This window comes from Pseudomonas entomophila (genome assembly GCF_018417595.1).
Classification (GTDB): Bacteria; Pseudomonadota; Gammaproteobacteria; order Pseudomonadales; family Pseudomonadaceae; genus Aquipseudomonas; species Aquipseudomonas entomophila_C.
Genome location: NZ_CP070982.1, coordinates 5,024,404 through 5,046,872, shown reverse-complemented (window position 1 = coordinate 5,046,872; position 22,469 = coordinate 5,024,404). Strand labels below are relative to the sequence as shown.

Here is a 22,469-nt window from a genome sequence, read left to right as displayed (position 1 = left end):
TCTCACAAGTTTTACGGAATTCGTGGGCACAAGGCCCGGCCGCGTCCGGCAGGAGGGGAGGGCGAGCGCAAGGCAGCTCATAGCACCAGTCCACTCAGCAGGCGGCTCAACAGGCCCAGACCGATGGTCACGGCCACCACCAGCAACAGGAGCAGCAACGGCCGGAAAGGCCTGCGCTCGACACGATGCTGGGGGGCACTCAAGTACTCATCGACGCGACGCTGATCTTCAGGATTCAGGCGGCTGGTCATGGTGGGCCTCGTCAGATAGACGTTGGTGGATGCGCAAACGCTACAGCGCTCACGCAAACGCATAGGTCGAATGATAATGCTTTCTATCCCTGGCGCCGAGTGTACGTGATCGCAAACACACCCGGCACTGGATCAAAGACTGATCCCGACGTCGAACACGATGCTGCGCCCCAGGTTGCCGCGCAGGAAATCCGGCGCGTCCGGGTGGGCGAACAGCACCCGGGCGAAGGTCGGCCCCACCAGCGACAGCGAGCGCCAACCCTGGCGCAGGTATTCGGTGGGCGGTGGGAAATGGCTGTTGAGGTCGAGCACTTCGCGCTTGAGGCTGGCGAAGGCGATGATGTCCAGCTCGCCCAGGTCGAGCCCGCGTTCGCGGTAGTTGTGCGATTTCTTGCGCAGCGTGGGCGCCAGGCGCGCCAGCAGTTCCTGGGCGCTTATCCGCCGTGGCCGCTGCTCGCGGCGCACCAGCTGGGCCAGGGAAAACGCGCTGCGCCGCCGTTGCAGCTCCTCGCGCCACTCGTCGTTGAGCCGTCGGCCCTCGTCGAGCACGAAGAACACCTCGAACGCCGCGTCGCGGAACAGCACGTCCGGCGGCTCCTGCCCGGCCGGGGTGAAGTCCTCGCTGCGGTAGGGAATGTTCAGCCCTTGCAGCAGGCGCTGGCAGACCCAACGCTCGCGTTCCCATTTGCGAGCATTGGACAGGAACGCATTGGCTTGTTCGGCCTGGATGGTAAGCAGGCGCAGGTAGTCTGAGTCATCCATGGGGACAAGCTTAGTCGCTAATTGATGACGGTAAGATGCTGTTTGTGCGTGGGAATCAGCCCAGCACCAGCCACTGCTGGACAACCCCGAACAAGTGCAGCAACCCGCCGCCCACGCAGATCGCCGAACTGACCGCGATGAAACGCCGGCTGCGCCCGGTAGCGGCCAGCAACAGTGGCCCCAGCAGGCCACGGGCCAGGTACACCAGGGTGATCAGGCAGATGATCGGCAGCAGCAACGGCAGTGGGGTGATTAGGCCGGCCGCCGACAGCGCGTAAGCCGACCACACCAGCAGCACCGCCGCGATTGCCGCGGTGATGAGGGCCGGGTAGGCCCGCCCTTGTTCGGCGGCGCGGGCCATGCGCTCGCCCGCGCCGAACAGGCGATACCAGCGTGGCCCCACGGCGATGACCATCAGGTGCAGTACCCCCGCGATGGCGCTGAACAGCGCGCCGAGCAGCAAGGGCAGGTTGATTCCTTCGGTCATTGGTGATGCGTCCTGCAGCGAAAGGAGGTGCCAGCCTATAGCAACCGGACGAAAGGGAGAATGGGTGTAGACTCAGGCTTGCCCACAGGATCAACAGGGATATTGCTTACGTGATCAGCGCACAGGTCTTGTCCAGCACCAGCCTCACCCTTGGCTGGCTTGGTTACGTGCCCCTGCTGATCTGGGCTGCCAGTCGTACCCGTTGGGTGGAGCTGTTCACCGACACCCGCCGCCAGCACCTTTTGTTCGGCACGGTGTTCTGCCTGTTCGTGCTGTGGCTGGTGCGGCGCGACTTCGACACTGGTGTGTCGTATCACTTCATCGGCATGACTGCCGTGACCCTGCTGCTGGATTGGCCGCTGGCGGTGCTCGGCGGCTTCCTGGCTCAGCTCGGCCTGTTGCTGCTGGGCCGCCAGGACCTCGCCGCGATAGGTGTAAACGGCCTGCTGATCGTAGGCCTGCCGGTGCTGGTCACCGAGGTGTGCGCGATCCTGGTCGAGCGCGCACAGCCGCGTAACCTGTTTGTGTATATCTTCTGTTCCGGGTTCTTCCCCGCCGCACTGACCGTGCTGGTGTGCCTGGCGGCTGGGCTGGGGGTGTTGTGGATGGACGAGCGGTTCGCCATGCCCGAGTGGCTCAGCGACTTTGTCGGTTACCTGTGGCTGATGATGTTCCCCGAGGCGTTCATCAACGGCACGGTGATCAGTGCGTTGGTGGTGTTCTGCCCCGAGTGGTTGGAGACCTTCAACCGCAGCCGTTACCTGCAAGCGCCCTGGAAGGACGAATAACCCATTGACCTGGCACAACCTCCTCTGTAGGAGCGGCTTCAGCCGCGATCACCCGCCAGGCGGGTGCCAAACACCGAGGTGCCTGCATCGCGGCTGAAGCCGCTCCTACAATTTGCCTCTGTTCCCGGGGCGATAACGGTGGTGCTGGCACAACTTCTTATCTTGTAGGAGCGGCTTCAGCCGCGATCACCCGCATGGCGGGTGCCAAACACCGAGGCGCCTGCATCGCGGCTGAAGCCGCTCCTAATGGCCTCAGCGGTGGTGCTGACAGCCTCAATGCCGCAGCTCCAGATCCCCGGAATACAGCTCATCCTCCGACTCTTCCGCCCCCGCGATCTTATGCTCCTCGGCCGCCCAGGCCCCCAGGTCGATCAGCTTGCAGCGGTCCGAACAGAACGGCCGGAACGGGCTCTTCTCCCCCCATTCCACGGGTGCCCCACAGGTCGGGCAATCAACGGTCATCGGCTGGCTCATGGCTGGCCTCCTCGCAAAGTCAGGTAAAAGTGGTGCAGGCGGTCGATCTCGTCGTGCAGCGATTGCAGGTCACGATCGTTGACCACCACGTCATCGGCATGGCGCAGGCGCTCTTCCCGGGCCAGCTGGGCCTTGAGAATCGCCTGCACCTGCTCAGGATTGGTGTTGTCCCGCTGCAGGGTGCGCTGCACCTGCAACTCGGTCGGCGCATCGATCACCAATATGCGCTGGGTCTTGCTGAACTGCCCCGACTCGATCAACAGCGGCGACACATACACCGCATAGGGCGTCTCGCCCTTGGCCAGGTAGCTGAAGATTTCCTGGCCGATCAGCGGGTGCAGCAGCTGCTCCAGCCATTGCCGTTGCGCAGGATCCGCGAAGATCTGCTGGCGCAGGGCGCCACGGTCGAGCTGGCCGTCTTCGAGCAATACGCCCGGGCCGAAGCGCTCGACGATACGGGCCAGGGCAGGGCGCCCAGGCTCGACAACCCAGCGCGCGGCCTGGTCGGCATCGACCAGGTGCACGCCCAGCTCGACGAAACGCTCGGCGGCGGCGCTCTTGCCGCTGCCGATGCCGCCGGTCAGGCCGAGAATCCAGGGGGTGAAAGGCGCTGTGCTCATCAGGTTCCAAGCAGTTGCAGGTAAGAAGCGACTATTTCATCACCCCAGAGCAATGCGATCCACCCCGCAATGGCCAGATAAGGCCCGAAAGGCAGCGCAGCGCCCATCTGCGTGCGCTTCAAACGCACCAGCGCCAGCCCGATCAGCGCCCCCACCAGCGAGGCCAGCATCAAGGTCAGCGGCAAAATCTGCCAACCGCCCCAGGCGCCGAGCATGGCCAGCAGCTTGAAGTCGCCAAAGCCCATGCCCTCCTTGCCGGTCACCAGCTTGAACACCCAGTACACCGTCCACAGGCTCAGGTAACCCGCCACCGCGCCCCACACCGCGTCGGCCAGCGGTACCAGCAGCCCGAAGGCATTGACCACCAGCCCCAACCACAACAGCGGCAGCACCAGCACATCTGGCAGCAACTGGTGCTCGGCATCGATCAGGCTCAAGCCGATCAGCCCCCAGGTCAGCAGCATCACCGCCAGCGCTTCCACGCCCGGCCCGAAATGCCACGCCACCAGCAGCGACAGCAGGGCAGTAGCCAGTTCCACCAGTGGATAACGCGCACTGATCCGCGCCTTGCACCCCGAGCAACGCCCGCGCAAGGCCAGGTAACTCAGCACCGGAATGTTTTCCCACGCCCGGATCTGGCGCTGGCAGTGGGGGCAACGCGACGCCGGCAAACACAGGTCGAAGCGCTCGTGCTCGGCCTGCGGCAGCCCCAGCACCTCCTGTGCCTCCCGCTGCCACTGGCGCTCGAGCATCACCGGCAGCCGATACGCCAGCACATTGAGAAAACTGCCCACCAGCAACCCCAGCACCGCGGCCAGGGCATAGAAGAACGGCGGATGATCGACGATTACGGCCCAGGCATTCATGTTCAGATCAGGCTACCCAATTGGAAGATCGGCAAGTACATCGCCACGACAAGGCCCCCCACCAGCAGCCCGAGGATCAGCACGATGGCCGGCTCCAGCAGCGTGGTCAACTGCTCCAGCGCCTGGCTCACCTGCTCTTCGTAATGTAGCGCGGCCTTGTCCAGCATGGTGTCGAGGGTGCCGCTGGCCTCGCCGACCGCCACCAGCTGGCGCAGCAGCGGCGGGAACAGCCCGTCCGCCTCCATCGCCTGTTGCAGGCTGGCCCCATTGGCCACGCCCTGGCGCAACGCCAGGATCGCCCGCTCATGCAGGCAGTTGCCACTGACCGGCGCCACCGTTGCCAACGCATCCAGCAACGCCACGCCTGCGGTATAAGAAGTCGCCAGGCTGCGCGCAAACCGCGCCAACGCCGCCTGCCCGAGCAAGGTGCCGACCACCGGCACCCGCAGCCCCCAGCGCACCATCCACAGCCGCGCCGGCAGATGCCGCCGATATACCTCCCGCACGCCAACCCCCAACACAGTTATCAACAGCACCAGCCACCCCACGTGATTGCCCAGCCCTGTGGATAAATCGATCACCCACTGGGTGAACGCCGGCAGCGCCTTGTCGAAACTGGCAAACAGCCCCTGAAACCGCGGCACCACCTCCAGCAGCAACAACGCCGCCACCCCGAGCCCGGTCAGCAGCAACAGCGCCGGATACAGCATCGCCTTGCGCACCTTCTGCCGCAGCGCCTGGCGCTTCTCCAGCATCCCCGCCATCTGCTCCAACTGCCGGTCCAGCGTGCCCGACTGCTCGCCCACCCGCACCAGGTTGCAGTACAGCGCATCGAACCACGCCGGATGCCGCTGCAACGCCTCCGCCAACCCAAGCCCCGCCGCCACATCCTGTTTCAACCGCGCCAGCAACGCCGCCATGCCGCTGTCCACCGTGCTGCGCGCCATCACCTCGAACGCCTGCAACAACGGCACCCCCGCCGTCAGCAAGGTCGCCAGCTGCCGACTGAACCCCGGCGCATCCGCGTTGCCCGCCCGCTGCGGCCACCGCCACTGCAACCCACCCGCCAACCTCACCCGCGTGGCCCGAATGCCCTGGCGTTGCAGCCAAGCCTGCACAAAGGCCGGGCTGCGCCCCGGCTGCTGGCCGTGTTGACGAGCGCCGGAGGCATCGATGCCCTCCCAGGCGTAGAGGCGGGTAGACGGTGGCATGCGAAGGTCCTTTGCAGTGCGGCGACAAGCCCCGTAACAGCTTGCCGGGCCCGAGGGCGGGCGCGTTTCCATGACGCTCACTAGAGTAGTTCAGCGAAGATGACGCCCTGCCGTGCAGGGGTGACAAAAGGTGTCGGTTCAGGCCTACTGCGCGCCTGCCGGCCGGGGCGCAACCCAAGATGAAATGCGCCGACCGCGCCTCCATGTATTACGAAGGAAGACCGTTCATGAAAGGGCAACGAGGTATCACCCTGATCGAACTGATGATCGTCGTCGCGATCATCGGCATCCTGGCGACCATCGCCATCCCCATGTACACCAACCACCAGGCCCGCGCCAAAGCCGCGGCGGCGCTGCTGGAAATCTCCGCGCTGAAAACGCCGATGGACATCCGCCTGAACGAAGGCAAGGACGTGCCCGACGTCGCCAGCCTCGGCGGCCAGCCCGCCACCGCCCATTGCGCGATCACCGCCAGCGGCACGGCGGCCGACGGCACCGCCAGCATCGCCTGCACCCTGGCCGACGCACCGGCCAATGTGCTGGGCAAGACCGTGACCCTGGCCCGCACCCAGGCCGGGTGGAGCTGCGTGACCACAGTGGAGGAAGACCTCGCGCCGAATGGCTGCAAGGCACAGTGAAAGTGAGGTGAAACAGGGGTTTGCGTAACGAGCACGGCAGTGGTACGTTGCGCAACACGCCGGTGTAGCTCAGTCGGTAGAGCAGCGCACTCGTAACGCGAAGGTCGCAGGTTCGATTCCTGTCTCCGGCACCAGAAATCAAGAAGGCTTGCAGCGATGCAGGCCTTTTTTTTGTCTCGAAAAAGGGAGGAGGCTCAGGACAATCGAGTCGCCCCAAGGGGTGCCTCCTCGCCCATGTGCATCTGATCGACCCGTACGATCGCTTACCTATGTATTGCAGAACGAGAAAATAAATCCGTCCCCTTTTTCCCCCAAGTTTCCGCAGTACCGTCGGCACATGAGAAAATAAATCGGTCTCCAATTTTTGATATTGGAAAATATTTTCACCTGGTAGATTATGCTCATTTCCAGGTGGTAGCTGAAAAGTCTACTGATCACTCTTCTCTGGCGCCGGAGTGGCGAAATCAAGTCGTACTTTTTGATTGAATACGTCAATAGAGTTTATTATGAACTCGATTTTATCCCCGCGCACATAACGCCTTTCTTTGTAGTCTTTAGGTAGCTGGTTTGGATGAACATAGACCGTCATGCCTAAATGCATTTTTACTATTAGGCCATGTTGTGCATATCTAACTACTTCGCATACGTATTGCTTGCCTGGAATGTATTGTGATTCCGCTTCTTGCCAAATGGGCGGTAAAGCATTTTTTTTAAACATTTGTAGGCTAGGCTCCATCTCGGAGACGGATGCTAGCTTGGCAAGATTACTGTCCTCTAAATAGCTTGAGGTGCTCGCAATTAAAGCTTCGTATTGTTTTTTTATGTAGTTGTAAAAATCCATTGCGTTCTGATAGGCTGTCCGTTGATTGTACTGCTCATCTAGTGACTTTATCCGGTCGGCAATGGCCCTAGCCGTTTTTTCATCAGTATATAAAGTGTCTTCTGCAAGCGCGGCTAGATAACTTACATTGGTGAGCAGGTCCAAATGAACAAAACCAGCTGGCGCAAGCTTGATTAAGTTATCGTCTGAGATATCCGAGATAGTGAAGTCCTCAGAAAGTACACAGTGACCGGCGAGCAAAAACTCGAGATCCCTCACGATCACGTCGGACTCTACGCCCAATGGAATTAGCTCTGCTTTCAACTCGGTCACTGGGAAATAACCTTGTACGCCTGACGGTCCAATGTTATGAAATTTCTGTTTTAACCACCTCAAAATCATTAGGCGAGAAAAATAGTTGCCCTTTTTTCCAAATGATAAAGTTGTAAATAAATTTTTAATGTGCGAGTGGTCGCCATCATAATATCTTCTATTCATCCTGAGTAGGACTCTTGATACTATATGGAGGGGTAGGGTGTGCATTCCTTGGCTTTGTCGTATTTTAAATATTTCATCCTCTGCGATGTGTCCGCTGGTACAGAATTCGAGAAATATTTCCAAAGCCCTTCTGATGTTTCGAGCTGAAAGTCCGACAATAATACGTCGCACGTACTTGTCATTTTCGAAAATCGATTTCAAAATGCAGGTCAAGTAGTATGATGTGTCATTTTTGCTATATTCTACTGTGTAGCCGTTGGGAAGTTCATAGGTCAACATGTTTTGTCCACCATTGCCATCCAGGGCTCTTAAGGCAAGTTGGACTCTTTTTGCTAGAACGTTTTGAAATAATGGAGGCTCAATCCGAAATACTAGATCTTTGAGAGCCGTGTCTAGTGGAGGGTGGTCACGATGGTTGTCGTATGTTTCCTCTCTGAGAGGCAGTATCGCTAGAGAGCGAAATTCTTTTTGTAACCATTGAGCTGCCTGGAACATTAATAGTTGCTCATCCAACGTGCGCTTATCGCAGTTGTCAAGAACGATAATTAAAAGCTTTCCTCTCTCTGTAGTGCAGAATCGTGTGTAGGCTAGTGCGGAAATATGTAAGTCTGATTCCAGTTCTTCAATTTTCTTGCCAAGATTTATGTTGTATTCAATCGTGCCTTCGTATAGTGGCTTGTAAATTTTGTCAAATCTGTTTAGCTCGACAGAGTATACTTTCTTAATCCCTTCTAACGAGTCGAAATCATATTGAGGAGTGTTTGTTTTGCACCCTTCTATAATCTCACGGCGGAGCCAATCATAAATTTCGTCAGGTGACACAGGCGATTCGTTCATATTGATCCGAATCCATAGGGTCCTGTCTAGCACGTCTCTCGGTAAAGCGACCTCTTTGAGGTAGTCGATGAAGGTGGTCTTGCCAGACCCAACACTGCCGACAAGAAGAATCATCTTTCTTTCAAGGAGCTTGCTCTGCTTGTTAAGCACGGCAACTAGTTCTCTCGGTGCTGAGGTATCTTCGATTGTTGTGGCGTTGATTTCGCTTGGAGGTTTTGCGGCCCTTATCAAACGGTCAATAGGCTCAATGAACCGTTCGCGCCTTTTTGAAGGTATATAACCGTTTTTTGCAATAAATTTTCTGTCTTCAATTGTTGCGGGGTTGAAAATGTACCCCAAGTCAGAAGCGATGTTTGCACCGAAAGAGTTATGTCCTATTTCCTCATCTTGGACTGCTCTTCCACCAACTAGTCTTCGTGGTTTTGAAAGGTACCCTGGTGATAGCTCTTGGTTAAATTTTTCTACTAAGACTTCCAGTGATTTCCTAGAAAAATCCTTGAACAGATCATGATATTTTTGAGATGAGACTGACAGCTCTGTGATGTTTATAACTAATTTGGGGTTGATGTTGTCGCTGGTGCCGGCTAGTAGTGTTATGCCGTTCGTTGCAACTACTTTCCTTACAGGGTTTATCCCAGTCGGATAATAAGCATTGAGTTCATTGGCGTACAGGCGAGCCTCTCGAAATGCTTCTTCAATATCAAGGTCATCAGGCTTTTTTGCTTCAATTACTAGCAGGGGGAATCCGCCAATAACAACCATGTAGTCGGGGTAATAAATTTTCTTTTTTGTAAGCTTGTCGATAGAAAGTTTTCTAATATCACCTTTGGTTATTATTTCGGCGGGTTCAAATAAAAGGCCAACTTCGCCGGAAGACACGAGCAGCGGGTAGATGATTTTTTGCTCTACGTCACTTTCTGTGGTGATCGCGTCCTTCGGCGGTATTTCAAAATTTTTCGCCATTCTGTAGTCCTTTAGCCTTGAGCAAAATTCAATAGTCAACTGTTATGAGTAGGGCGAGGTCTGCTGCTTAGGTTCTGTATTAGGCTATGATGACCCATAGAGTACGCCATCCTAGTGTGGTGTTTCAGAAGTACCGCCGAAAAATCATGACCCCAGCGCTCGTGCTGCACGAGCGACTGAGGCGAGGATGTCCTCTGCCTTTTTGTGCCACCGGAATGGCTTCGGATTCTGGTTGTACGTTTCCAGGTAGTGCTCAATCGAAGCCTCCAGATCTTTGACGCTTACATGTGCCTGTCGCTTGATCCATTTCTCGCTCAATGTTGAGAAAAAGCGCTCGACCAAATTCAGCCAAGAGGCCGAAGTGGGCGTGAAGTGGATGTTGTAGCGCGGGTGCGCTGCAAGCCAGGCTCTGACTTTGTCGGTCTTGTGTGTTGCGTAGTTATCCATGATCAGATGAATTGGCATATCGGCAGGCACTGACACATCGATCTCTCTCAGAAAAGCGAGAAACTCCGTGCTGCGGTGTTGGCGTTTGAGCCGACCGATTACCTCGCCGGTAGCGATATCCAGGGCAGCAAATAGCGAGGTCGTTCCATGCCGCTTGTAGTCATGTGTGCGGGTTGCAGGGTTGCCAGGGGAAAGCGGTAAGCCCGGCTGTGTGCGGTTCAACGCTTGGATCTGGCTCTTCTCATCAACGCAAAGCACCAAGGCTCGTTCAGGTGGGTTCAAGTAGAGCCCAACGATGTCGTGCACCTTGTCGACAAACAATGGATCGGTAGAAAGCTTGAAGGTCTTTTCCAAGTGCGGCTTGATCCCGAACGCGTGCCAAATACGCATCACGCTGGCAGGAGATAAGCCCGTCTCACGACTCATCCTTCGCGTGCTCCAGTGACTGGAATCGTCGGGCTTGCCTTGCAGCACTTGGTTTACCACTTGCTGAACTTGCTCATCGGAAATGGTGCGCGGCCGGCCAGAGCGTGGTTCATCGTTCAAACCCAGCAACCCCAACTTAGAGAAACGCTGGCGCCAGCGTGACACCACGTCCTTGCTGGTACCCAAGCGCTTGGCGATGTCGTTACCTGATTCGCCGGTGGCACAGGCAAGGATTATCTCAGCGCGTAGGCATGCATCCTGAGCACCTTTGCGGAGCTTGACCCGACGCAGTAGCTCCGCATGTTCAGTTTCAGAAAGGGTAATGACAGTTGCTGGTCGGCTCATGTCGATACACATCTCTTGAAGAGTTGGTTTCTACAGAGCCTAGTCCAAATTTTCAGTGGTACTTCTGAAACACCACACTAGCTTAGTGGGGCGGGATTCCGACCTCGTATCCTGGGAGGAACGGTAGGGGCCCCAGCGGCTATTGGTCGATCGTTGTCGATTGCAGCGACCTATGGATCGAACTGTCACTGCTCGAGGCTCGCGTTCAAGGGGAGTTTAAGGGAGCCCTAGCGCTCCAGCTTTCGCTTGCAAACTCTCAAAAAGTTTTCGTAGAGAGGCACGAACATTCGGGCCTCTTCATTCAGGATTCGTGCGTCCTCAAGAACCGATGCCGGGCGTGGCCCTGATGCGCGCATTCTGTCCGAGTAGACCGATAGAAAACTTCCACCTTGAACGGGAACTGTTTTCCCTACCAGGTGATTGGACATCCTTTTTGCCGCCTCATATAGGATTACAAGCTCCGCTTGAAGGGTAGGGTCGAGAAATTCTTTTTCTGGTTGGTCCCACGATTCATAAAAGCGATATAGAGGCTTTATTTCACCGGCAATAAAGGCATCACCGAAGTCCTGCTCTCGAAGCAGCCGTACCGTCGGTTCAAAGGGGAGCACTGTCTGAAATTCTTGGAACAACCGCTGGTCGTGGCTTGGTTCTGTCCTGCCGCCAGAACTGATTGGACGGAGCTGAGGGTAATGTTGAAACAGCCTCGTCTCATCGCGTGTGAGGTCAGACCAAACGTCATTCCAAAATAGGACAGCAACCTCGAATCCTCCTGTGGCTTTGCGAGACTCGGACATCGTCCGCACCTGATACTGCACTGCTTTATCGGACTCTGCTGAGGTTGCGATGAATAGAGAGGCTAAGCGAGGTTGGAATGACTCAGCCTTTTCGACCTCTTCGTTGATTATCTTTGGCGAGATCCCAGACCACGTATTTTTGCACTGGATCCCAACGAGCCGACCTTCGTGATCGTTGCCGTAGATGTCGACACCATCTTGACGTTGGCCCTGGCGACCGTGGCGAGTGAAATCTGGATTAGCCCAACGATTCTTTGCCGCAGAGCAGACTATTTCCTCGAACTCATCCCATGATCGCGGTGGGGCCACGCGTAAATCGGCAAGGGTCGGCACCTTTACATCTCCATGAATGGTTGGCTAGTGGGGCAGGAGAGTATAAGACTTCTCCACCGTAGTCATGCGCATGTGGGCGCAAGTCGTATATGGACGAGGCAGGTTTTGGTTCAGGGATACATTTAGGGATGCGTTTTCGAAGTTAATGCCGTAAAGCCCAGTAATAATTGGTAAAAAATGGCTATATTCGACTCCTGTCTCCACACTGTCTGCCTCTCTCCAATTCAGCTTCATGTGGTGAGGTAGGCCTGTCTCGTGATAGGTCAACTGCTCACTCTCTACGACGTAGGCAATTTCTCGCAGCCTCCATTGCCTTTTCCCAACCGTCCTAAGCTTGCATTAGCAGTCCCCAAGGAATAAATTCCCTCCGTCGCCGAAGCATCGGCGACGCGACCTTGGCCGGTCGGAATCGAAAGGCGCAACAGCGCCCAGTCTTCATCGCAGGCGCTTTTTTTGTGCCCGCGATGTCGCGTCATGGCGGTGGTGCGCGGGACACCTTCGGGTGTGCCGGGCCCCTTTCGTCCCGGTCGGCCAACCCGCGTACTGCTGCCACCTAAACTTGCTTGGCCGCGAGCGGTGGCAGTTCCACAACGAAAGGAACTCATGCATGACCACCAAGATACTGAGGATCCTCGCATCCGCTCTCCGCCGCCCAACCCCCGCGGCCACCCCATCCCCAACCTTCTACCCGATCGACAGCCACTCCCTCGCCACCCGCGCCAACCGGGAGGTGCCCCATGCCTGACCATGAACGCCTGTCTACCCTCCAGAGCTACGTCTGGACCCTCGAACTGCTAGGCGAGGCGCTGGTCCAGCACGACGAGGTGCTGGAGTGCGAACACAACCCGCAACTGAGCTTCCGCAACACAGCGGGCATCCACCAGGCGATCCGGATCATCAGCCGGTTGGCCAGCGAGCAGTTCGGCAAGCTGGAGGCGATGAAAGAAGAGTGTGTTTCTAGAGACTGATGCCGCGCATCATCGGGGCCGCGTTGCGGCCCTATTGCGTGGCGTGCCCTGATCGAGCGCCACTTGCACCGCCCGGTTTTCAACCAATCGCCAGAACAATATGGCTGCTTCACCCACCCCCATCTCGTATCATCAGCGCCTTCGCATCCGGAACGAACTGTGTGAAATCGCCAACTGGAAAAGCGCCAACTGCCGCTGATGGGCCGAAGTGGGACGTCGCCGAGGCTGTCAATCAGCTCTCGTGGGACGACTTGCGCATCATCAAGACGCTCAGTGATTGCGGCAATCGTGCGGCGACGGCCAAGAAGCTTGGCATCAATGTCTCCACCGTTTCGCGCCGGGTTGCCCAGGTCGAGCGAACGCTCGGCATCGCGCTGTTCGACCACCGCAAATCAGGCTATCTGCTCACCGCCGAGGGCGCGGAATTGCGCGCACTCGCCGAGCGCGTGGAGCTGGATATTGTCAGCGTCACGCGGCGTGTTTCACGTTCAGGCCAAGGCCCGCTGGGGAAACTTCGCATCACCACCAGCGACTCGCTGCTGCTGTACTTCTTCACCCCCATCATCGCGGACTTCAAGGCCCTGAACGAGGGGATCAGCCTCGAGGTGCTGGTGGGCAATGAAACCCTCAGCCTCGCCCGGGATGAATCGGATATCGCCATTCGAGCGACGAGAAAACCTGCGGAAAGCCTGGTGGGCCGTAAACTGGCGAACATTGCCTGGGCACCGTACTGCAGCGTCAAGCAGGTGACTGCCGAGCCCCTGTTCGCAGAGGGGCAGGCATGGGTGTCGTACTCGGCGGCGCTCTGCGGTTTGCGGGCGACAAGCTATGTCGAAAGCCGGGTCGCCGCGGAGCGCATTGCCTACCGCACCGACTCGGTTGCAGCCGCAAGTGTCGCCATCGCGGCGGGCCTGGGGTATGGATTCCTGCCCTGCATGTTGGGCGACATCACCCCGGGGTTGGTACGCGCAGGCCCGGTGGTGCCAGAGCTTCAGGACGAATTGTGGCTGCTGACGCACCAGGACATTCGCAAGTCGTGGCGCGTCAAAGCATTCATGACTTTCTGCGCCGCTGCCGTGGCCAGTCAAAAGCCCTTGGTCGAGGGGCAGTCGGTACTCCCGGTCAGCTGATCGCAACCGGGAGTGCAGCTTAGATTTCCCGGGCGCCAATCACGGCCTTGCAGGCGATCTCGATCAGCTGCGGGCGCTGGGCAAGCCGCGACACCCCAATGATATTGCTCGCGCACTGAGGTCGCTCAGTGCCATAGGCCGCCTTGCGCACTTTGCCGACCACCGCGAAGGCAGCGTCCATGTCCAGTACATAAAGCGTTTCCTCGACAACGTCTTGCAGCGTCGCGCCATACAAGGCGAGCAGCTTTGAGATGTTGTCGTAGGCGACCTGCATCTGCTCGCCCATCGACGAGAAATCACTGGGCTTGCCGTCGGCGTTCAGCGGCGCCGGGGCCAGCAGATTACCGGCCTCGTCATGGTTGAACTGGCCAGAGACGTAGATCTCGTTGCCTACCCGCCGTGCCTGCGGATAGCCATACGCCTCCTCCCAGGCAACGCCCCAGTAGGCGGTCTGTTTATTGAACGGTTGTGAAGCTGCCATTGCATTCTCCTGCACATGACGGACCGGCTTGATCCGAATGGAACGGCGAATGCTAGCAGCGCGACCGCGTATTCAATGGCGCAAAAATGAGCCGGTAGAGGCGCAAAAGTGCGCCACCGAGAGGCGCTTTGTTTCGTTATCGTTTGCTCGTCCTCAAGCAACGACGCTGAGGCGAGCACTCGTGGCTACGGTGATGCCCGCAACGTGCGGGCCCCGAAACGGGTGCGATCGAACTTCATCAAATTGAAAGGAAACAACAATGAGCAATCCTAAGACTGAAGTCCTGACCCCGTTCAACAGCCAGCTGATCTTCATCGATCAGCAGCCGCAGATGGCCTTCGGCGTCCAGAGCATCGACCGGCAAACGCTGAAGAACAACACCGTTGGCCTGGCCAAGGCCGCGAAGATTTTCAATATCCCCACCACCTTCACCACGGTCGAGACGCAAAGCTTCTCGGGCCACACCTACCCCGAGCTGCTCGCGGTGTTCCCCGACGCGCCGCTGCTGGAGCGCACCTCGATGAACTCCTGGGATGACCAGAAGGTGCGCGACGCACTCAAGCGCAATGGCCGCAACAAGATCATCGTCTCCGGCTTGTGGACCGAGGTCTGCAACGCCACCTTCGCCCTGTCGGCCATGAACGATGCCGGCTATGAAATCTATATGGTCGCCGACGCCTCCGGCGGCACCACCAAGGAAGCCCACGATTACGCCATGCAGCGCATGATCCAGGCCGGCGTGGTGCCGGTGACCTGGCAGCAGGTACTGCTGGAATGGCAGCGGGACTGGAAGAACCGCGACACCTATGACGCCGTGATGGAGCTGGTCAAGGAGCATTCCGGTGCCTATGGCATGGGCGTCGACTACGCCTACACCATGGTGCACAAGGCGCCTGAGCGCGTTCAGCATGGCCCCACCTTGGCGCCTGTCGCTGCTGTCTGAGCCTTTGCCAGCCCCTGCCATGGGGGCTGTTCACTGACGTGCGAAGGGTGCGCAGTGGGCTGATCCGAATCAACGAGCCTGGCCTGGAACCTCTGGGGTTTCCAGCGCCCAGCGCTGTTCGCGTCAGGCGCTCGCATCCTGCTACCTGGATTGATGGGTGTGTATGAACAAGGACAACTCTACCGTGCTGGCGACGCTCACTCTGGCTTCGACAGGGCAGCTCAAATCCTGGCAGTTGAGAACGGCCAAACAGCTGATGCTGGACAGGCTGGATACCTGCCTATCAGTGACTGAAATCGCCCAAGCGTGCGCCTTGTCGCGCAGTCACTTCTCACGCATGTTCAAGGAAAGTACCCGGATGTCCCCGCAACAATGGTTGCGTGAGCAGCGGGTGATGAAGAGCAGGGAGCTATTGAAGACTTCGACGATGTTGCTCGCAGAGATCGCACTGGAATGCGGCTTCTGCGATCAATCGCACTTCTGCCGCACCTTCGTGAAGGCTGAAGGCATGACACCAAAGGCTTGGCAGCAACAAGCCATTGCCTGAGGTGTAACCCCCTTGCAAACCAATTTGTTAAAGCGACAGATTATTTCTAAAAATATTGCGCACTAAATTATTGCGCAATAAGTGATTGCGAATTGTTGGCGTACAAACAGTGAAATCGCCAACAGCATTCCCCGAATACATCAAATGTGAGGAAAGCCATGAACGTTCTCTACACCGCAGTCGCCACCGCAACCGGTGGTCGCGATGGCCGAGCCATCTCCAGCGACAAGCACCTCGACGTGAAACTGGCCACGCCGAAGGAATTGGGCGGTGCCGGTGGTGATGCCACCAACCCTGAGCAACTGTTCGCTGCGGGTTACTCGGCCTGCTTCATCGGTGCGCTGAAGTTCGTCGCCGGCCAGCGCAAACGCAGCATTCCAGCCGACGCCTCGATCACGGCACAGGTCGGCATTGGCCAGATCCCAGGCGGCTTTGGCCTGGATATCGACCTGCACATCAACCTGCCAGGCCTGGAGCACGCCGATGCGCAAGCGTTGGTGGAGGCGGCCCACCACGTGTGCCCGTACTCCAACGCCACCCGTGGCAACGTCGATGTCCGTCTGCACGTCACCGTCTGACCTACCGCCTCAGCAGAAACAGGGGATTTTAAATGAACGTTTTGACCAAAGCACTCGCGGGCTCGCTCCTTGCCTTGTCGATCGGTAACGCATTCGCCGACGCTGGCGTCGAGCACAACACCCAGGCATTCCTCGATGCCTTGAACGCGGGCAGTGGCAAACCCATCGAGCAGCTTTCGCCGAAGGATGCCCGTGCGGTGCTGAGCGGCGCCCAGGCCGGGGTGAAACTGACGCTGCCCAAGGCGGATGTCAGCGAGAAGACCATCACCGTCGATGGCCAGGCCATCCGCTTGACCATCGTGCGCCCGGCGGGTGTGAAGGGGACCTTGCCGGTGTTCATGTACTTCCACGGCGGTGGCTGGGTGCTCGGCGACTTCCCGACCCATGAGCGCCTGGTGCGCGACCTGGTCGTCGAGTCCGGGGCGGTGGCGGTGTTCGTCAACTACACCCCGTCCCCAGAGGCGCACTACCCGACGGCGATCAACCAGGCCTACGCGGCAACCCGATGGGTGGCCGAGCACGGCAAGGACATCAATGTCGACGGCAAGCGCCTGGCGGTCGCGGGCAACAGCGTCGGCGGCAACATGGCCGCGGTGGTCAGCCTGATGGCCAAGGATAAAGGCACCCCGGCCATCAAGTACCAGGTGCTGCTGTGGCCGGTGACCGACGCCAACTTCGAGACAGGGTCGTACAACCAGTATGCCGAGGGGCACTTCCTCACCCGCAACATGATGAAGTGGTTCTGGGACAACTACACCACCGACCCCAAGCAACGTGCCGAGATCTACGCCTCGCCGCTGCGCGCGACCACCGAGCAGTTGAAAGGCCTGCCGCCAGCGCTGGTGCAGACCGCGAGTGCCGATGTGCTGCGTGATGAAGGGGAAGCCTATGCGCGCAAGCTGGACCAAGCCGGCGTGCCGGTCACGGCGGTGCGCTACAACGGCATGATCCATGACTATGGCTTGCTGAACGTGGTCAGCCAGGTGCCGGCGGTACGCGCTGCAATGCTGCAGGCAGGCGAGGCGCTGAAAGTGCATTTGAAGTGAGCCCACCCAAGCCCGCAGGTGGATGCCATGAACGGGCGATCAATGCGGGAAACGAAAAAGCCGCCAGTCAGTTAGCGCTTCGTCGCACTTATTGGGGCTGCTTTGCAGCCCTTCGCGGGTAAACCCGCTCCTACACGTACAGCGCTCGATTCAGCGTTTGCGCAATCCTGTAGGAGCGGGTTTACCCGCGAAGGGTCGCGGAGCGACCCCAATGGGCTTAACTGACTGGCAGCGGGTTTTTGGGGCGGCAACGTATCGTCAGGCGTCCCTACCAGAACCACCCACCCCGCGCGAGCTCCTGCTCGCAGCTCCGGTACTGCGCCCCAAACACCGACGCCCGCGCCTGCACCTTCTGCGAGACGTTCTTCAGCCACGGCTTGGCGTCGTAGCTGCGGTTGCGGTAGCCGCCCCAGCCTTCGTGGTAATTCAGGTACTGGCCATAAGCGTCCCATTTGGACACGCCGTTGACCTGCTGGCTCTTCTGCATGTACCAGCCCATGAAGTCGATCGCGTCGGCGAAGTCGTCGCGGGCGGCGCCCCAGCCGCCGGCATCGCGCTTGTAGTCGGCCCAGGTCTCGTCCTTGGCCTGGGCGTAGCCGTAGGCGCTGCTGACCCGGCCCCAGGGGATGAAACCCAGGAAGTAGTAGCGCGGCGGCAGGGCGTCGTGCTTGAACGAGGACTCCTGGTACATCATCGCCATCGGCACCTGCACCGGCGCACCCCAGCGCGCCTGCATCTTCAGCGCCGCCTCGTGCCATTTCGGCTTCTCGCGGAAGATCTCGCAGAGGTTGTCGGGGTTGGCCGGGGGCTTGGTGGCGCAGCCGGCAAGCAGCAGGAGCAGGGCTGGCAGCAAGAGCCGAAGCATGGACGGTTTCCTTTGGCAGACGTCGGGGCGCGGGTTGTTGGCGCTTTATACAGGCTTTGGGGAGGCATATGAATCAGCGGCCGGTTGCGCGATGCCGAGCTGGACAGGGTGGGGCGGTCGTCGCCCATGTCTCGACGGGTAAGCGTATTGGGTTTATATTTCTTTGAAATATCATGGAATCGTAAACCGAGGGGGACAGCTGATGATCGGCGAGCGGCTCAAACGTGCCCGCGCTGCTGCTGGCCTGTCGATGCAGGCGCTAGGTGATCAGGTGGGCGTGAGCGCCAACATGATCAAGAAGTATGAACATGACCAGAGCATGCCCAGTTCCGGCGTGCTCGTGCGCTTGTGCAAGGCGCTGTCGGTGCGCGCCGAGTACTTTTTTCGCCCTGCCAAGGTCGAGCTGGCGGGTGTCGAATATCGCAAGCGTTGCAGCACGCCCAAGGCGATCCTCAAGCGCATCGAGGCCGATGTGCTGGATCAGGCGGAGCGTTGGCAGGAGCTGATCAATCTATGGCCGGATTATCCCGTGCAGGCGTTCAGCGCGCCGGCAGGGCTGCCCGCACAGTTGGATTCGCTGCAGATGGTCGACAACCTGGCGGATCAGGTGCGGCAGCTGTGGGGCCTGGGGGCGAGCCCGATTCCCGATTTGATCGACGTGCTGGAGACACATGGGATTCTGGTGATCATCACCCAGGTCGATGCACAGGCGAAGTTCGATGGCTTGCAGGCCAGCGTGGCGGGGCAGCCGGTCATTGTGGTGTCGGCGGACTGGCCGGGTGACCGGCAGCGGTTCACCCTGGCCCACGAACTTGGCCACCTGCTGATGCACGGTCGGTTGGCCGAAGGGCTGGACGAGGAAAAGGCCTGTAACCGTTTCGCTTCGGCATTGCTGGTGCCGGCCAGCGCCATGCGGCAGCATCTGGGCAACAAACGCCACATGCTGGAGGTGCGCGAGTTGTATCTGCTCAAGGCGGAATTTGGCCTCAGCATGCAGGGTTGCCTATACCGCGCCGGGGACCTGGAGATCATCCAGCAGGCTGTGCGTGAGCGGCTGTTCATGGTCTTCGTCAAACAGGGTTGGCGTAAGCAGGAGCCTGGGGAGGCGTACCGGCAGGAAACCACGCGGCTGTTCCAGCAACTGGTCTACCGCGCGTTGGGGGAAGGGATTGTCGGCGAGTCCAAGGCGGCGGAGCTGCTGGGCATGACGGTCTATCAGTTCCACCAGGCGCGCAAACTGGAGTTACTGGATGCAGCTGCTCATCAGTGATGCCAACATCCTGATCGACCTTGAAGAGGGCGAGCTACTGGCCCAACTCTTCACGCTGCCTTACCAGTTCACTGTGCCGGATATCCTCTATTTCGATGAGCTTGAAGCCCAGCATGCGCATCTGCTGGGCCTGGGGCTCGAGCTGGCTGAGCTCAACCCTGCCACCATGCTCTATGCCGTGGAGTTGGTTGGTCGGGTCAGGGGGCCTAGCCGCAACGATTGCTTCGCGTTGGCGCTGGCAAGGCAGGAGAAATGCCCGTTGCTATCTGGGGACAAGGCGTTGCGCAAAGCGGCTTTGCTGGAAGAGGTTGAGGTGAAGGGCACGCTCTGGGTGGTTGAGGAGCTTGTTCGAGGAGAGGTGATCTCTGTTGACCAGGCCCATGAGGCCTATCGAAGGATGCGGGCGAATGCACGTCGGCTGCCCTGGGTGGTTGCTCATCAACGTCTGGATGAGTTCTATCGATAGCGGCTGAAGTGCTCCCCGAAAAGCCCTAACTCCCTGACCCCAGCCATTCCACTCGCTCCCTCAGTTCATCGAGCGCCATCTGGACGCACTCATCCTGGCTGTTGTCCAGGCTCAGGAACAGGGAAGCCGCATCGGCACGGTTGCTGGATGTATCCAGGGTATCGTCCATCGACTGGCTGGGGTGCAGCGAGCCATCGGCAAGCAGCGCATCAAGACGCCGCTTGGTCATACCGTAGACGGGCTGCGCGGGCGCGGCCAGGAGCGTTTGGTTGGCCCGGGCCGTTTCACCGGCCAGGAAAATGCCGTGGCCGAGAGGTAGCTCGGCAGAAATTGCGACTTTACGTTTCACCGGGGAGCGCAGGTAAGGCCGAGCCTGTTTGAACAGCTCGGGTGTGCTGGCGCTGAAGGTATTGGTCTGCACCGCGCCTTTGGGTTGGCTATGTAAACCTGAGTAGTGAACAAATCAAAAAATGGGTTAGCAGGTGACGATTCGTCGGACGGAAAAGGGGACGAATCTCTCTACCGCGGACGGGTGAGAAATACCTGTCCCCTCACCCTGACTCGCTCAATGCCTATGCCGATGATGAACATCCGGAAAATGCGCATGGCTATGTCGAATCGGCGCATGCACATGCGGGTGACTGTGCGGCTCGCTGCCATCCAACTCGAAGTCGTGCTCATGCTGATGGTGCTCATCGTGCGTATGCCGGTGGCTGTGATCGAGGGGCTCATGCTGATGTTCGTGAACATGATTTTCCATCAGGTGAATCCACACACCCAAGGCCATCAACGCCGCGGCGAGCAGGAACGTCACGGACACCGACTCACCCAGCATCAGAATTGCGACCGCCGCGCCCAGGAACGGCGCCGTGGAAAAGTACGCCCCGGTGCGAGCGCTCCCCAACCCGCGAAGGGCCAGGACGAACAGCACCAGGCTGACGCCATAGCCGAGAAACCCAACCAGCAGGATCGACCCCAACGTTGCCACGGCTGGCAGTTGCGAGCCGATGGCCAGGGCCAGGCCGCCATTGACCACGCCCGCCGCCAGGCCTTTGCTGCCGGCGATGAACAGCGCGTCCGAGGCGGAGACCTTGCGGGTCAGGTTGTTGTCGATCGCCCAGCACAGGCAGGCGAATGCCACCGCCAGCGGCCCGGTCCAGTCATGGGCGGTCGTGGTCTCCTGTGGCCATGACAGCACGACGCCGCCCAGGACGATGGCGATCATGCCGATCACGATCCGGCGGTCGGCGTTTTCCTTGAACACCACCCACGCCAGCACTGCCGTGAGGACCGACTCGAGGTTCAGCATCAACGATGCGGTTGCCCCGGCTGTGCGAGTGAGGCCGAACATCAGCGCCACAGGGGCAAGCACGCCGCCGAAGAAAATGGCACCCAGCAACCAGGGCCACTCTCCGGCAGGCAGCCCGGGCCGCTGCCAGCCGTGATCGCGCACAAGGCGGACGAGGGTCAGGCCGACGCCGCTGCCCAGGTAGAGCAGCCCGGCCAACAGGATGGGCGGGGTATCGACACCCAACAACTTGGCGAGCGGCGTGCTTGCGCCAAACAGCGCGGCTGCAACCAACGCGTAGAGAACACTCAGATTCATGATGGGGCCACCCTGTCAGGCTCATTGCGTGCAGGGGAGCATCATAGCGTTGCCTGGGTATGCGTTATGTGAAGAGTGGACTCACGTCCGGCTGGATGCTGGGGCGCCCTGTGGCCCAATCGCGGGGCAAGCCCGCTCCCACGCAAAGGCCTCCATGGTTCTCGTAGCGTTGATGGCGATGTTGTCTTTTGGATAGCGGTCGAGCAGAGTCTGGCTACCTTGTCAGGAGACGTCCATGCCACCAGCCGTTTTCGCCGCCGCCCAATGCGCCATTCGTGATGGCGACATCCCCGCCAACCTGGCCTTGCACCTGGCGTTCATGCGCCAAGCCCATGAGCAGGGGGTGGACCTGTTGCTCTTCCCCGAACTGTCGCTCACGGGCTACGCCCCCGCCGTGTCCAGTGGCCTGGCGCAGGACCTGGACACGCCGCTGCTGGCGCCACTGCGCCAGTTCGCCCAGGCAGCGGGCATGACCACGGTGGTCGGGATGCCGCTCAAGGTGCCGGGCCAGGACAAGCCGCAGATTGCGGCCTGCATCCTCCAGCCGGATGGCTCGATTGCGGCCTATACCAAGCAGCACCTGCATACCGGCGAGGACGTGTTCTTCAGTGCGGGGAGCGGCGGCGAGTTGTTGTCCGTCGCTGGGCTGTCCGTGGCCTTGTCGGTATGCGCCGATTTCAGCCATCCGGAGCATGCCGCCCAGGCGGCGCAGCGTGGCGCGCAGGTGTACGCGACGGGTGTGCTGATCGGGGAGGGAGGGTATCCGGCGGATAGCGCCTTGCTGCAGGGGCATGCGCAGCGACATGCGATGGCGGTGCTCATGGCCAATCATGGCGGTACCACGGGAGGCTGGGCGGCGGCTGGGCGCAGCGCGTTCTGGGACGAGCAGGGGCGGTGTGTTGCCGCTGCTTCAGTGGCCGGGAATCGGCTGTTGGTTGTTTCTGGGCAGTCGGGCGAATGGCAAGGACGCGAGGTGTTCGTGTCTCTGGATGTCGCTGATCCAGCCTGA

25 protein-coding genes and 1 tRNA gene are annotated in these 22,469 nt (G+C 59.3%); 12 read left to right on the top strand and 14 right to left on the bottom strand.

Features of this window, described 5'->3' with window-relative positions:
- Positions 1 to 77: 77 nt before the first annotated feature.
- From JYG34_RS22095 to JYG34_RS22085, 3 genes are all read right to left on the bottom strand, one after another.
- The gene (locus JYG34_RS22095) at positions 78 to 251 is read right to left on the bottom strand and encodes a DUF3094 family protein (RefSeq protein ID WP_110991747.1); all 174 of its coding nucleotides are present in this window, start codon (positions 249 to 251) and stop codon (positions 78 to 80) included.
- A 132-nt stretch (positions 252 to 383) separates the two neighbouring features.
- Entirely contained in the window at positions 384 to 1,013 is a 630-nt protein-coding gene (locus JYG34_RS22090; RefSeq protein WP_028689889.1) for a DUF1780 domain-containing protein, read from the bottom strand.
- Positions 1,014 to 1,068: 55 nt separating this feature from the next.
- Entirely contained in the window at positions 1,069 to 1,500 is a 432-nt protein-coding gene (locus JYG34_RS22085) for a hypothetical protein (protein WP_213658337.1), read from the bottom strand.
- Positions 1,501 to 1,610: 110 nt separating this feature from the next.
- Between JYG34_RS22085 and JYG34_RS22080 the strand changes: the two genes are divergently transcribed.
- Positions 1,611 to 2,288 (top strand): energy-coupling factor ABC transporter permease, encoded by a 678-nt coding sequence (locus tag JYG34_RS22080; RefSeq protein ID WP_213658336.1) that lies wholly within the window; start codon positions 1,611 to 1,613, stop codon positions 2,286 to 2,288.
- Positions 2,289 to 2,561: 273 nt separating this feature from the next.
- Here the strand turns inward: JYG34_RS22080 and yacG are convergent, their stop codons facing one another.
- The 4 genes from yacG to JYG34_RS22060 are packed head-to-tail and all read right to left on the bottom strand — an operon-like array spanning position 2,562 to position 5,459.
- The gene (yacG, locus tag JYG34_RS22075) at positions 2,562 to 2,762 is read right to left on the bottom strand and encodes a DNA gyrase inhibitor YacG (protein WP_213658335.1); all 201 of its coding nucleotides are present in this window, start codon (positions 2,760 to 2,762) and stop codon (positions 2,562 to 2,564) included.
- Positions 2,759 to 3,382, bottom strand: a complete 624-nt coding sequence (gene coaE / locus JYG34_RS22070; protein WP_213658334.1) for a dephospho-CoA kinase — start codon at positions 3,380 to 3,382, stop codon at positions 2,759 to 2,761. The genes yacG and coaE overlap by 4 nt, the downstream gene beginning before the upstream one ends.
- A complete protein-coding gene (locus tag JYG34_RS22065; RefSeq protein WP_213658333.1) occupies positions 3,382 to 4,248 on the bottom strand; it encodes a prepilin peptidase in 867 nt (288 codons plus the stop codon). Before JYG34_RS22065 ends, coaE begins: the two co-directional genes overlap by 1 nt.
- 2 nt (positions 4,249 to 4,250) lie before the next feature.
- Complete coding sequence (locus tag JYG34_RS22060) at positions 4,251 to 5,459, bottom strand: type II secretion system F family protein (RefSeq protein ID WP_213658332.1); 1,209 nt, start codon at positions 5,457 to 5,459, stop codon at positions 4,251 to 4,253.
- A gap of 227 nt (positions 5,460 to 5,686) precedes the next feature.
- Between JYG34_RS22060 and JYG34_RS22055 the strand changes: the two genes are divergently transcribed.
- Positions 5,687 to 6,097 carry a pilin gene (locus JYG34_RS22055; protein WP_213658331.1) on the top strand — a complete coding sequence of 137 codons (411 nt, stop codon included), beginning with the start codon at positions 5,687 to 5,689 and terminating at the stop codon, positions 6,095 to 6,097.
- 58 nt (positions 6,098 to 6,155) lie between these two features.
- Positions 6,156 to 6,231 (top strand) — tRNA-Thr (locus JYG34_RS22050).
- 293 nt (positions 6,232 to 6,524) lie between these two features.
- On the opposite strand, the gene JYG34_RS22045 is transcribed toward JYG34_RS22050, so the two are convergent.
- The 3 genes from JYG34_RS22045 to JYG34_RS22035 all read right to left on the bottom strand — a co-directional run bounded on the left by JYG34_RS22045 (position 6,525) and on the right by JYG34_RS22035 (position 11,560).
- Positions 6,525 to 9,215 carry a type I restriction endonuclease gene (locus tag JYG34_RS22045; protein WP_213658330.1) on the bottom strand — a complete coding sequence of 897 codons (2,691 nt, stop codon included), beginning with the start codon at positions 9,213 to 9,215 and terminating at the stop codon, positions 6,525 to 6,527.
- Positions 9,216 to 9,359: 144 nt separating this feature from the next.
- Entirely contained in the window at positions 9,360 to 10,433 is a 1,074-nt protein-coding gene (locus tag JYG34_RS22040) for an IS630 family transposase (RefSeq protein ID WP_213658329.1), read from the bottom strand.
- Positions 10,434 to 10,660: 227 nt separating this feature from the next.
- Entirely contained in the window at positions 10,661 to 11,560 is a 900-nt protein-coding gene (locus JYG34_RS22035; RefSeq protein WP_213658328.1) for a hypothetical protein, read from the bottom strand.
- Between the two features lie 737 nt (positions 11,561 to 12,297).
- Between JYG34_RS22035 and JYG34_RS22030 the strand changes: the two genes are divergently transcribed.
- Both JYG34_RS22030 and JYG34_RS22025 read left to right on the top strand, forming a co-directional pair.
- A complete protein-coding gene (locus tag JYG34_RS22030; RefSeq protein ID WP_186594201.1) occupies positions 12,298 to 12,528 on the top strand; it encodes a hypothetical protein in 231 nt (76 codons plus the stop codon).
- Positions 12,529 to 12,689: 161 nt separating this feature from the next.
- Complete coding sequence (locus JYG34_RS22025; RefSeq protein WP_213658327.1) at positions 12,690 to 13,658, top strand: LysR family transcriptional regulator; 969 nt, start codon at positions 12,690 to 12,692, stop codon at positions 13,656 to 13,658.
- Positions 13,659 to 13,677: 19 nt separating this feature from the next.
- Here the strand turns inward: JYG34_RS22025 and JYG34_RS22020 are convergent, their stop codons facing one another.
- Positions 13,678 to 14,139 carry a Rid family hydrolase gene (locus JYG34_RS22020; RefSeq protein ID WP_028689877.1) on the bottom strand — a complete coding sequence of 154 codons (462 nt, stop codon included), beginning with the start codon at positions 14,137 to 14,139 and terminating at the stop codon, positions 13,678 to 13,680.
- Positions 14,140 to 14,398: 259 nt separating this feature from the next.
- On the opposite strand from JYG34_RS22020, the gene JYG34_RS22015 reads away from it, so the two are divergent.
- The 4 genes from JYG34_RS22015 (at position 14,399) to JYG34_RS22000 (ending at position 17,253) form a co-directional block, all read left to right on the top strand.
- On the top strand, positions 14,399 to 15,082 hold the full coding sequence (locus JYG34_RS22015; RefSeq protein ID WP_028689876.1) for a hydrolase: 684 nt from the start codon (positions 14,399 to 14,401) through the stop codon (positions 15,080 to 15,082).
- A gap of 163 nt (positions 15,083 to 15,245) precedes the next feature.
- Positions 15,246 to 15,629: a helix-turn-helix domain-containing protein gene (locus JYG34_RS22010; protein ID WP_213658326.1), complete on the top strand. Its 384-nt coding sequence runs from the start codon at positions 15,246 to 15,248 to the stop codon at positions 15,627 to 15,629.
- A gap of 158 nt (positions 15,630 to 15,787) precedes the next feature.
- Positions 15,788 to 16,207, top strand: a complete 420-nt coding sequence (locus tag JYG34_RS22005) for an organic hydroperoxide resistance protein (protein ID WP_213658325.1) — start codon at positions 15,788 to 15,790, stop codon at positions 16,205 to 16,207.
- Between the two features lie 32 nt (positions 16,208 to 16,239).
- Positions 16,240 to 17,253, top strand: a complete 1,014-nt coding sequence (locus tag JYG34_RS22000) for an alpha/beta hydrolase (protein ID WP_213658324.1) — start codon at positions 16,240 to 16,242, stop codon at positions 17,251 to 17,253.
- A gap of 268 nt (positions 17,254 to 17,521) precedes the next feature.
- Here the strand turns inward: JYG34_RS22000 and JYG34_RS21995 are convergent, their stop codons facing one another.
- Positions 17,522 to 18,118: a hypothetical protein gene (locus JYG34_RS21995; RefSeq protein ID WP_213658323.1), complete on the bottom strand. Its 597-nt coding sequence runs from the start codon at positions 18,116 to 18,118 to the stop codon at positions 17,522 to 17,524.
- 202 nt (positions 18,119 to 18,320) lie between these two features.
- Between JYG34_RS21995 and JYG34_RS21990 the strand changes: the two genes are divergently transcribed.
- Both JYG34_RS21990 and JYG34_RS21985 read left to right on the top strand, forming a co-directional pair.
- Entirely contained in the window at positions 18,321 to 19,388 is a 1,068-nt protein-coding gene (locus JYG34_RS21990; RefSeq protein ID WP_213658322.1) for a helix-turn-helix domain-containing protein, read from the top strand.
- Entirely contained in the window at positions 19,369 to 19,854 is a 486-nt protein-coding gene (locus JYG34_RS21985) for a PIN domain-containing protein (protein WP_213658321.1), read from the top strand. Before JYG34_RS21990 ends, JYG34_RS21985 begins: the two co-directional genes overlap by 20 nt.
- 25 nt (positions 19,855 to 19,879) lie before the next feature.
- Here JYG34_RS21985 and JYG34_RS21980 read toward each other — a convergent pair whose 3' ends face one another.
- On the bottom strand, positions 19,880 to 20,275 hold the full coding sequence (locus tag JYG34_RS21980) for a hypothetical protein (protein ID WP_213658320.1): 396 nt from the start codon (positions 20,273 to 20,275) through the stop codon (positions 19,880 to 19,882).
- Positions 20,276 to 20,419: 144 nt separating this feature from the next.
- Positions 20,420 to 21,460 carry a DMT family transporter gene (locus tag JYG34_RS21975; RefSeq protein WP_213658319.1) on the bottom strand — a complete coding sequence of 347 codons (1,041 nt, stop codon included), beginning with the start codon at positions 21,458 to 21,460 and terminating at the stop codon, positions 20,420 to 20,422.
- Between the two features lie 235 nt (positions 21,461 to 21,695).
- Here JYG34_RS21975 and JYG34_RS21970 point away from each other — a divergent pair, with 235 nt between their 5' ends.
- Entirely contained in the window at positions 21,696 to 22,469 is a 774-nt protein-coding gene (locus tag JYG34_RS21970; protein WP_213658318.1) for a carbon-nitrogen hydrolase family protein, read from the top strand.

Bases quoted from the DNA above. Each gene is read 5' to 3' on its own strand.
- JYG34_RS22095 (WP_110991747.1), bottom strand. From the start codon at position 251: ATGACCAGCCGCCTGAATCCTGAAGATCAGCGTCGCGTCGATGAGTAC.
- JYG34_RS22090 (WP_028689889.1), bottom strand. From the start codon at position 1,013: ATGGATGACTCAGACTACCTGCGCCTGCTTACCATCCAGGCCGAACAA.
- JYG34_RS22085 (WP_213658337.1), bottom strand. From the start codon at position 1,500: ATGACCGAAGGAATCAACCTGCCCTTGCTGCTCGGCGCGCTGTTCAGC.
- yacG (WP_213658335.1), bottom strand. From the start codon at position 2,762: ATGAGCCAGCCGATGACCGTTGATTGCCCGACCTGTGGGGCACCCGTG.
- coaE (WP_213658334.1), bottom strand. From the start codon at position 3,382: ATGAGCACAGCGCCTTTCACCCCCTGGATTCTCGGCCTGACCGGCGGC.
- JYG34_RS22065 (WP_213658333.1), bottom strand. From the start codon at position 4,248: ATGAATGCCTGGGCCGTAATCGTCGATCATCCGCCGTTCTTCTATGCC.
- JYG34_RS22060 (WP_213658332.1), bottom strand. From the start codon at position 5,459: ATGCCACCGTCTACCCGCCTCTACGCCTGGGAGGGCATCGATGCCTCC.
- JYG34_RS22055 (WP_213658331.1), top strand. From the start codon at position 5,687: ATGAAAGGGCAACGAGGTATCACCCTGATCGAACTGATGATCGTCGTC.
- JYG34_RS22045 (WP_213658330.1), bottom strand. From the start codon at position 9,215: ATGGCGAAAAATTTTGAAATACCGCCGAAGGACGCGATCACCACAGAA.
- JYG34_RS22040 (WP_213658329.1), bottom strand. From the start codon at position 10,433: ATGAGCCGACCAGCAACTGTCATTACCCTTTCTGAAACTGAACATGCG.
- JYG34_RS22030 (WP_186594201.1), top strand. From the start codon at position 12,298: ATGCCTGACCATGAACGCCTGTCTACCCTCCAGAGCTACGTCTGGACC.
- JYG34_RS22020 (WP_028689877.1), bottom strand. From the start codon at position 14,139: ATGGCAGCTTCACAACCGTTCAATAAACAGACCGCCTACTGGGGCGTT.
- JYG34_RS22015 (WP_028689876.1), top strand. From the start codon at position 14,399: ATGAGCAATCCTAAGACTGAAGTCCTGACCCCGTTCAACAGCCAGCTG.
- JYG34_RS22010 (WP_213658326.1), top strand. From the start codon at position 15,246: ATGAACAAGGACAACTCTACCGTGCTGGCGACGCTCACTCTGGCTTCG.
- JYG34_RS22005 (WP_213658325.1), top strand. From the start codon at position 15,788: ATGAACGTTCTCTACACCGCAGTCGCCACCGCAACCGGTGGTCGCGAT.
- JYG34_RS22000 (WP_213658324.1), top strand. From the start codon at position 16,240: ATGAACGTTTTGACCAAAGCACTCGCGGGCTCGCTCCTTGCCTTGTCG.
- JYG34_RS21995 (WP_213658323.1), bottom strand. From the start codon at position 18,118: ATGCTTCGGCTCTTGCTGCCAGCCCTGCTCCTGCTGCTTGCCGGCTGC.
- JYG34_RS21990 (WP_213658322.1), top strand. From the start codon at position 18,321: ATGATCGGCGAGCGGCTCAAACGTGCCCGCGCTGCTGCTGGCCTGTCG.
- JYG34_RS21985 (WP_213658321.1), top strand. From the start codon at position 19,369: ATGCAGCTGCTCATCAGTGATGCCAACATCCTGATCGACCTTGAAGAG.
- JYG34_RS21975 (WP_213658319.1), bottom strand. From the start codon at position 21,460: ATGAATCTGAGTGTTCTCTACGCGTTGGTTGCAGCCGCGCTGTTTGGC.
- JYG34_RS21970 (WP_213658318.1), top strand. From the start codon at position 21,696: ATGCCACCAGCCGTTTTCGCCGCCGCCCAATGCGCCATTCGTGATGGC.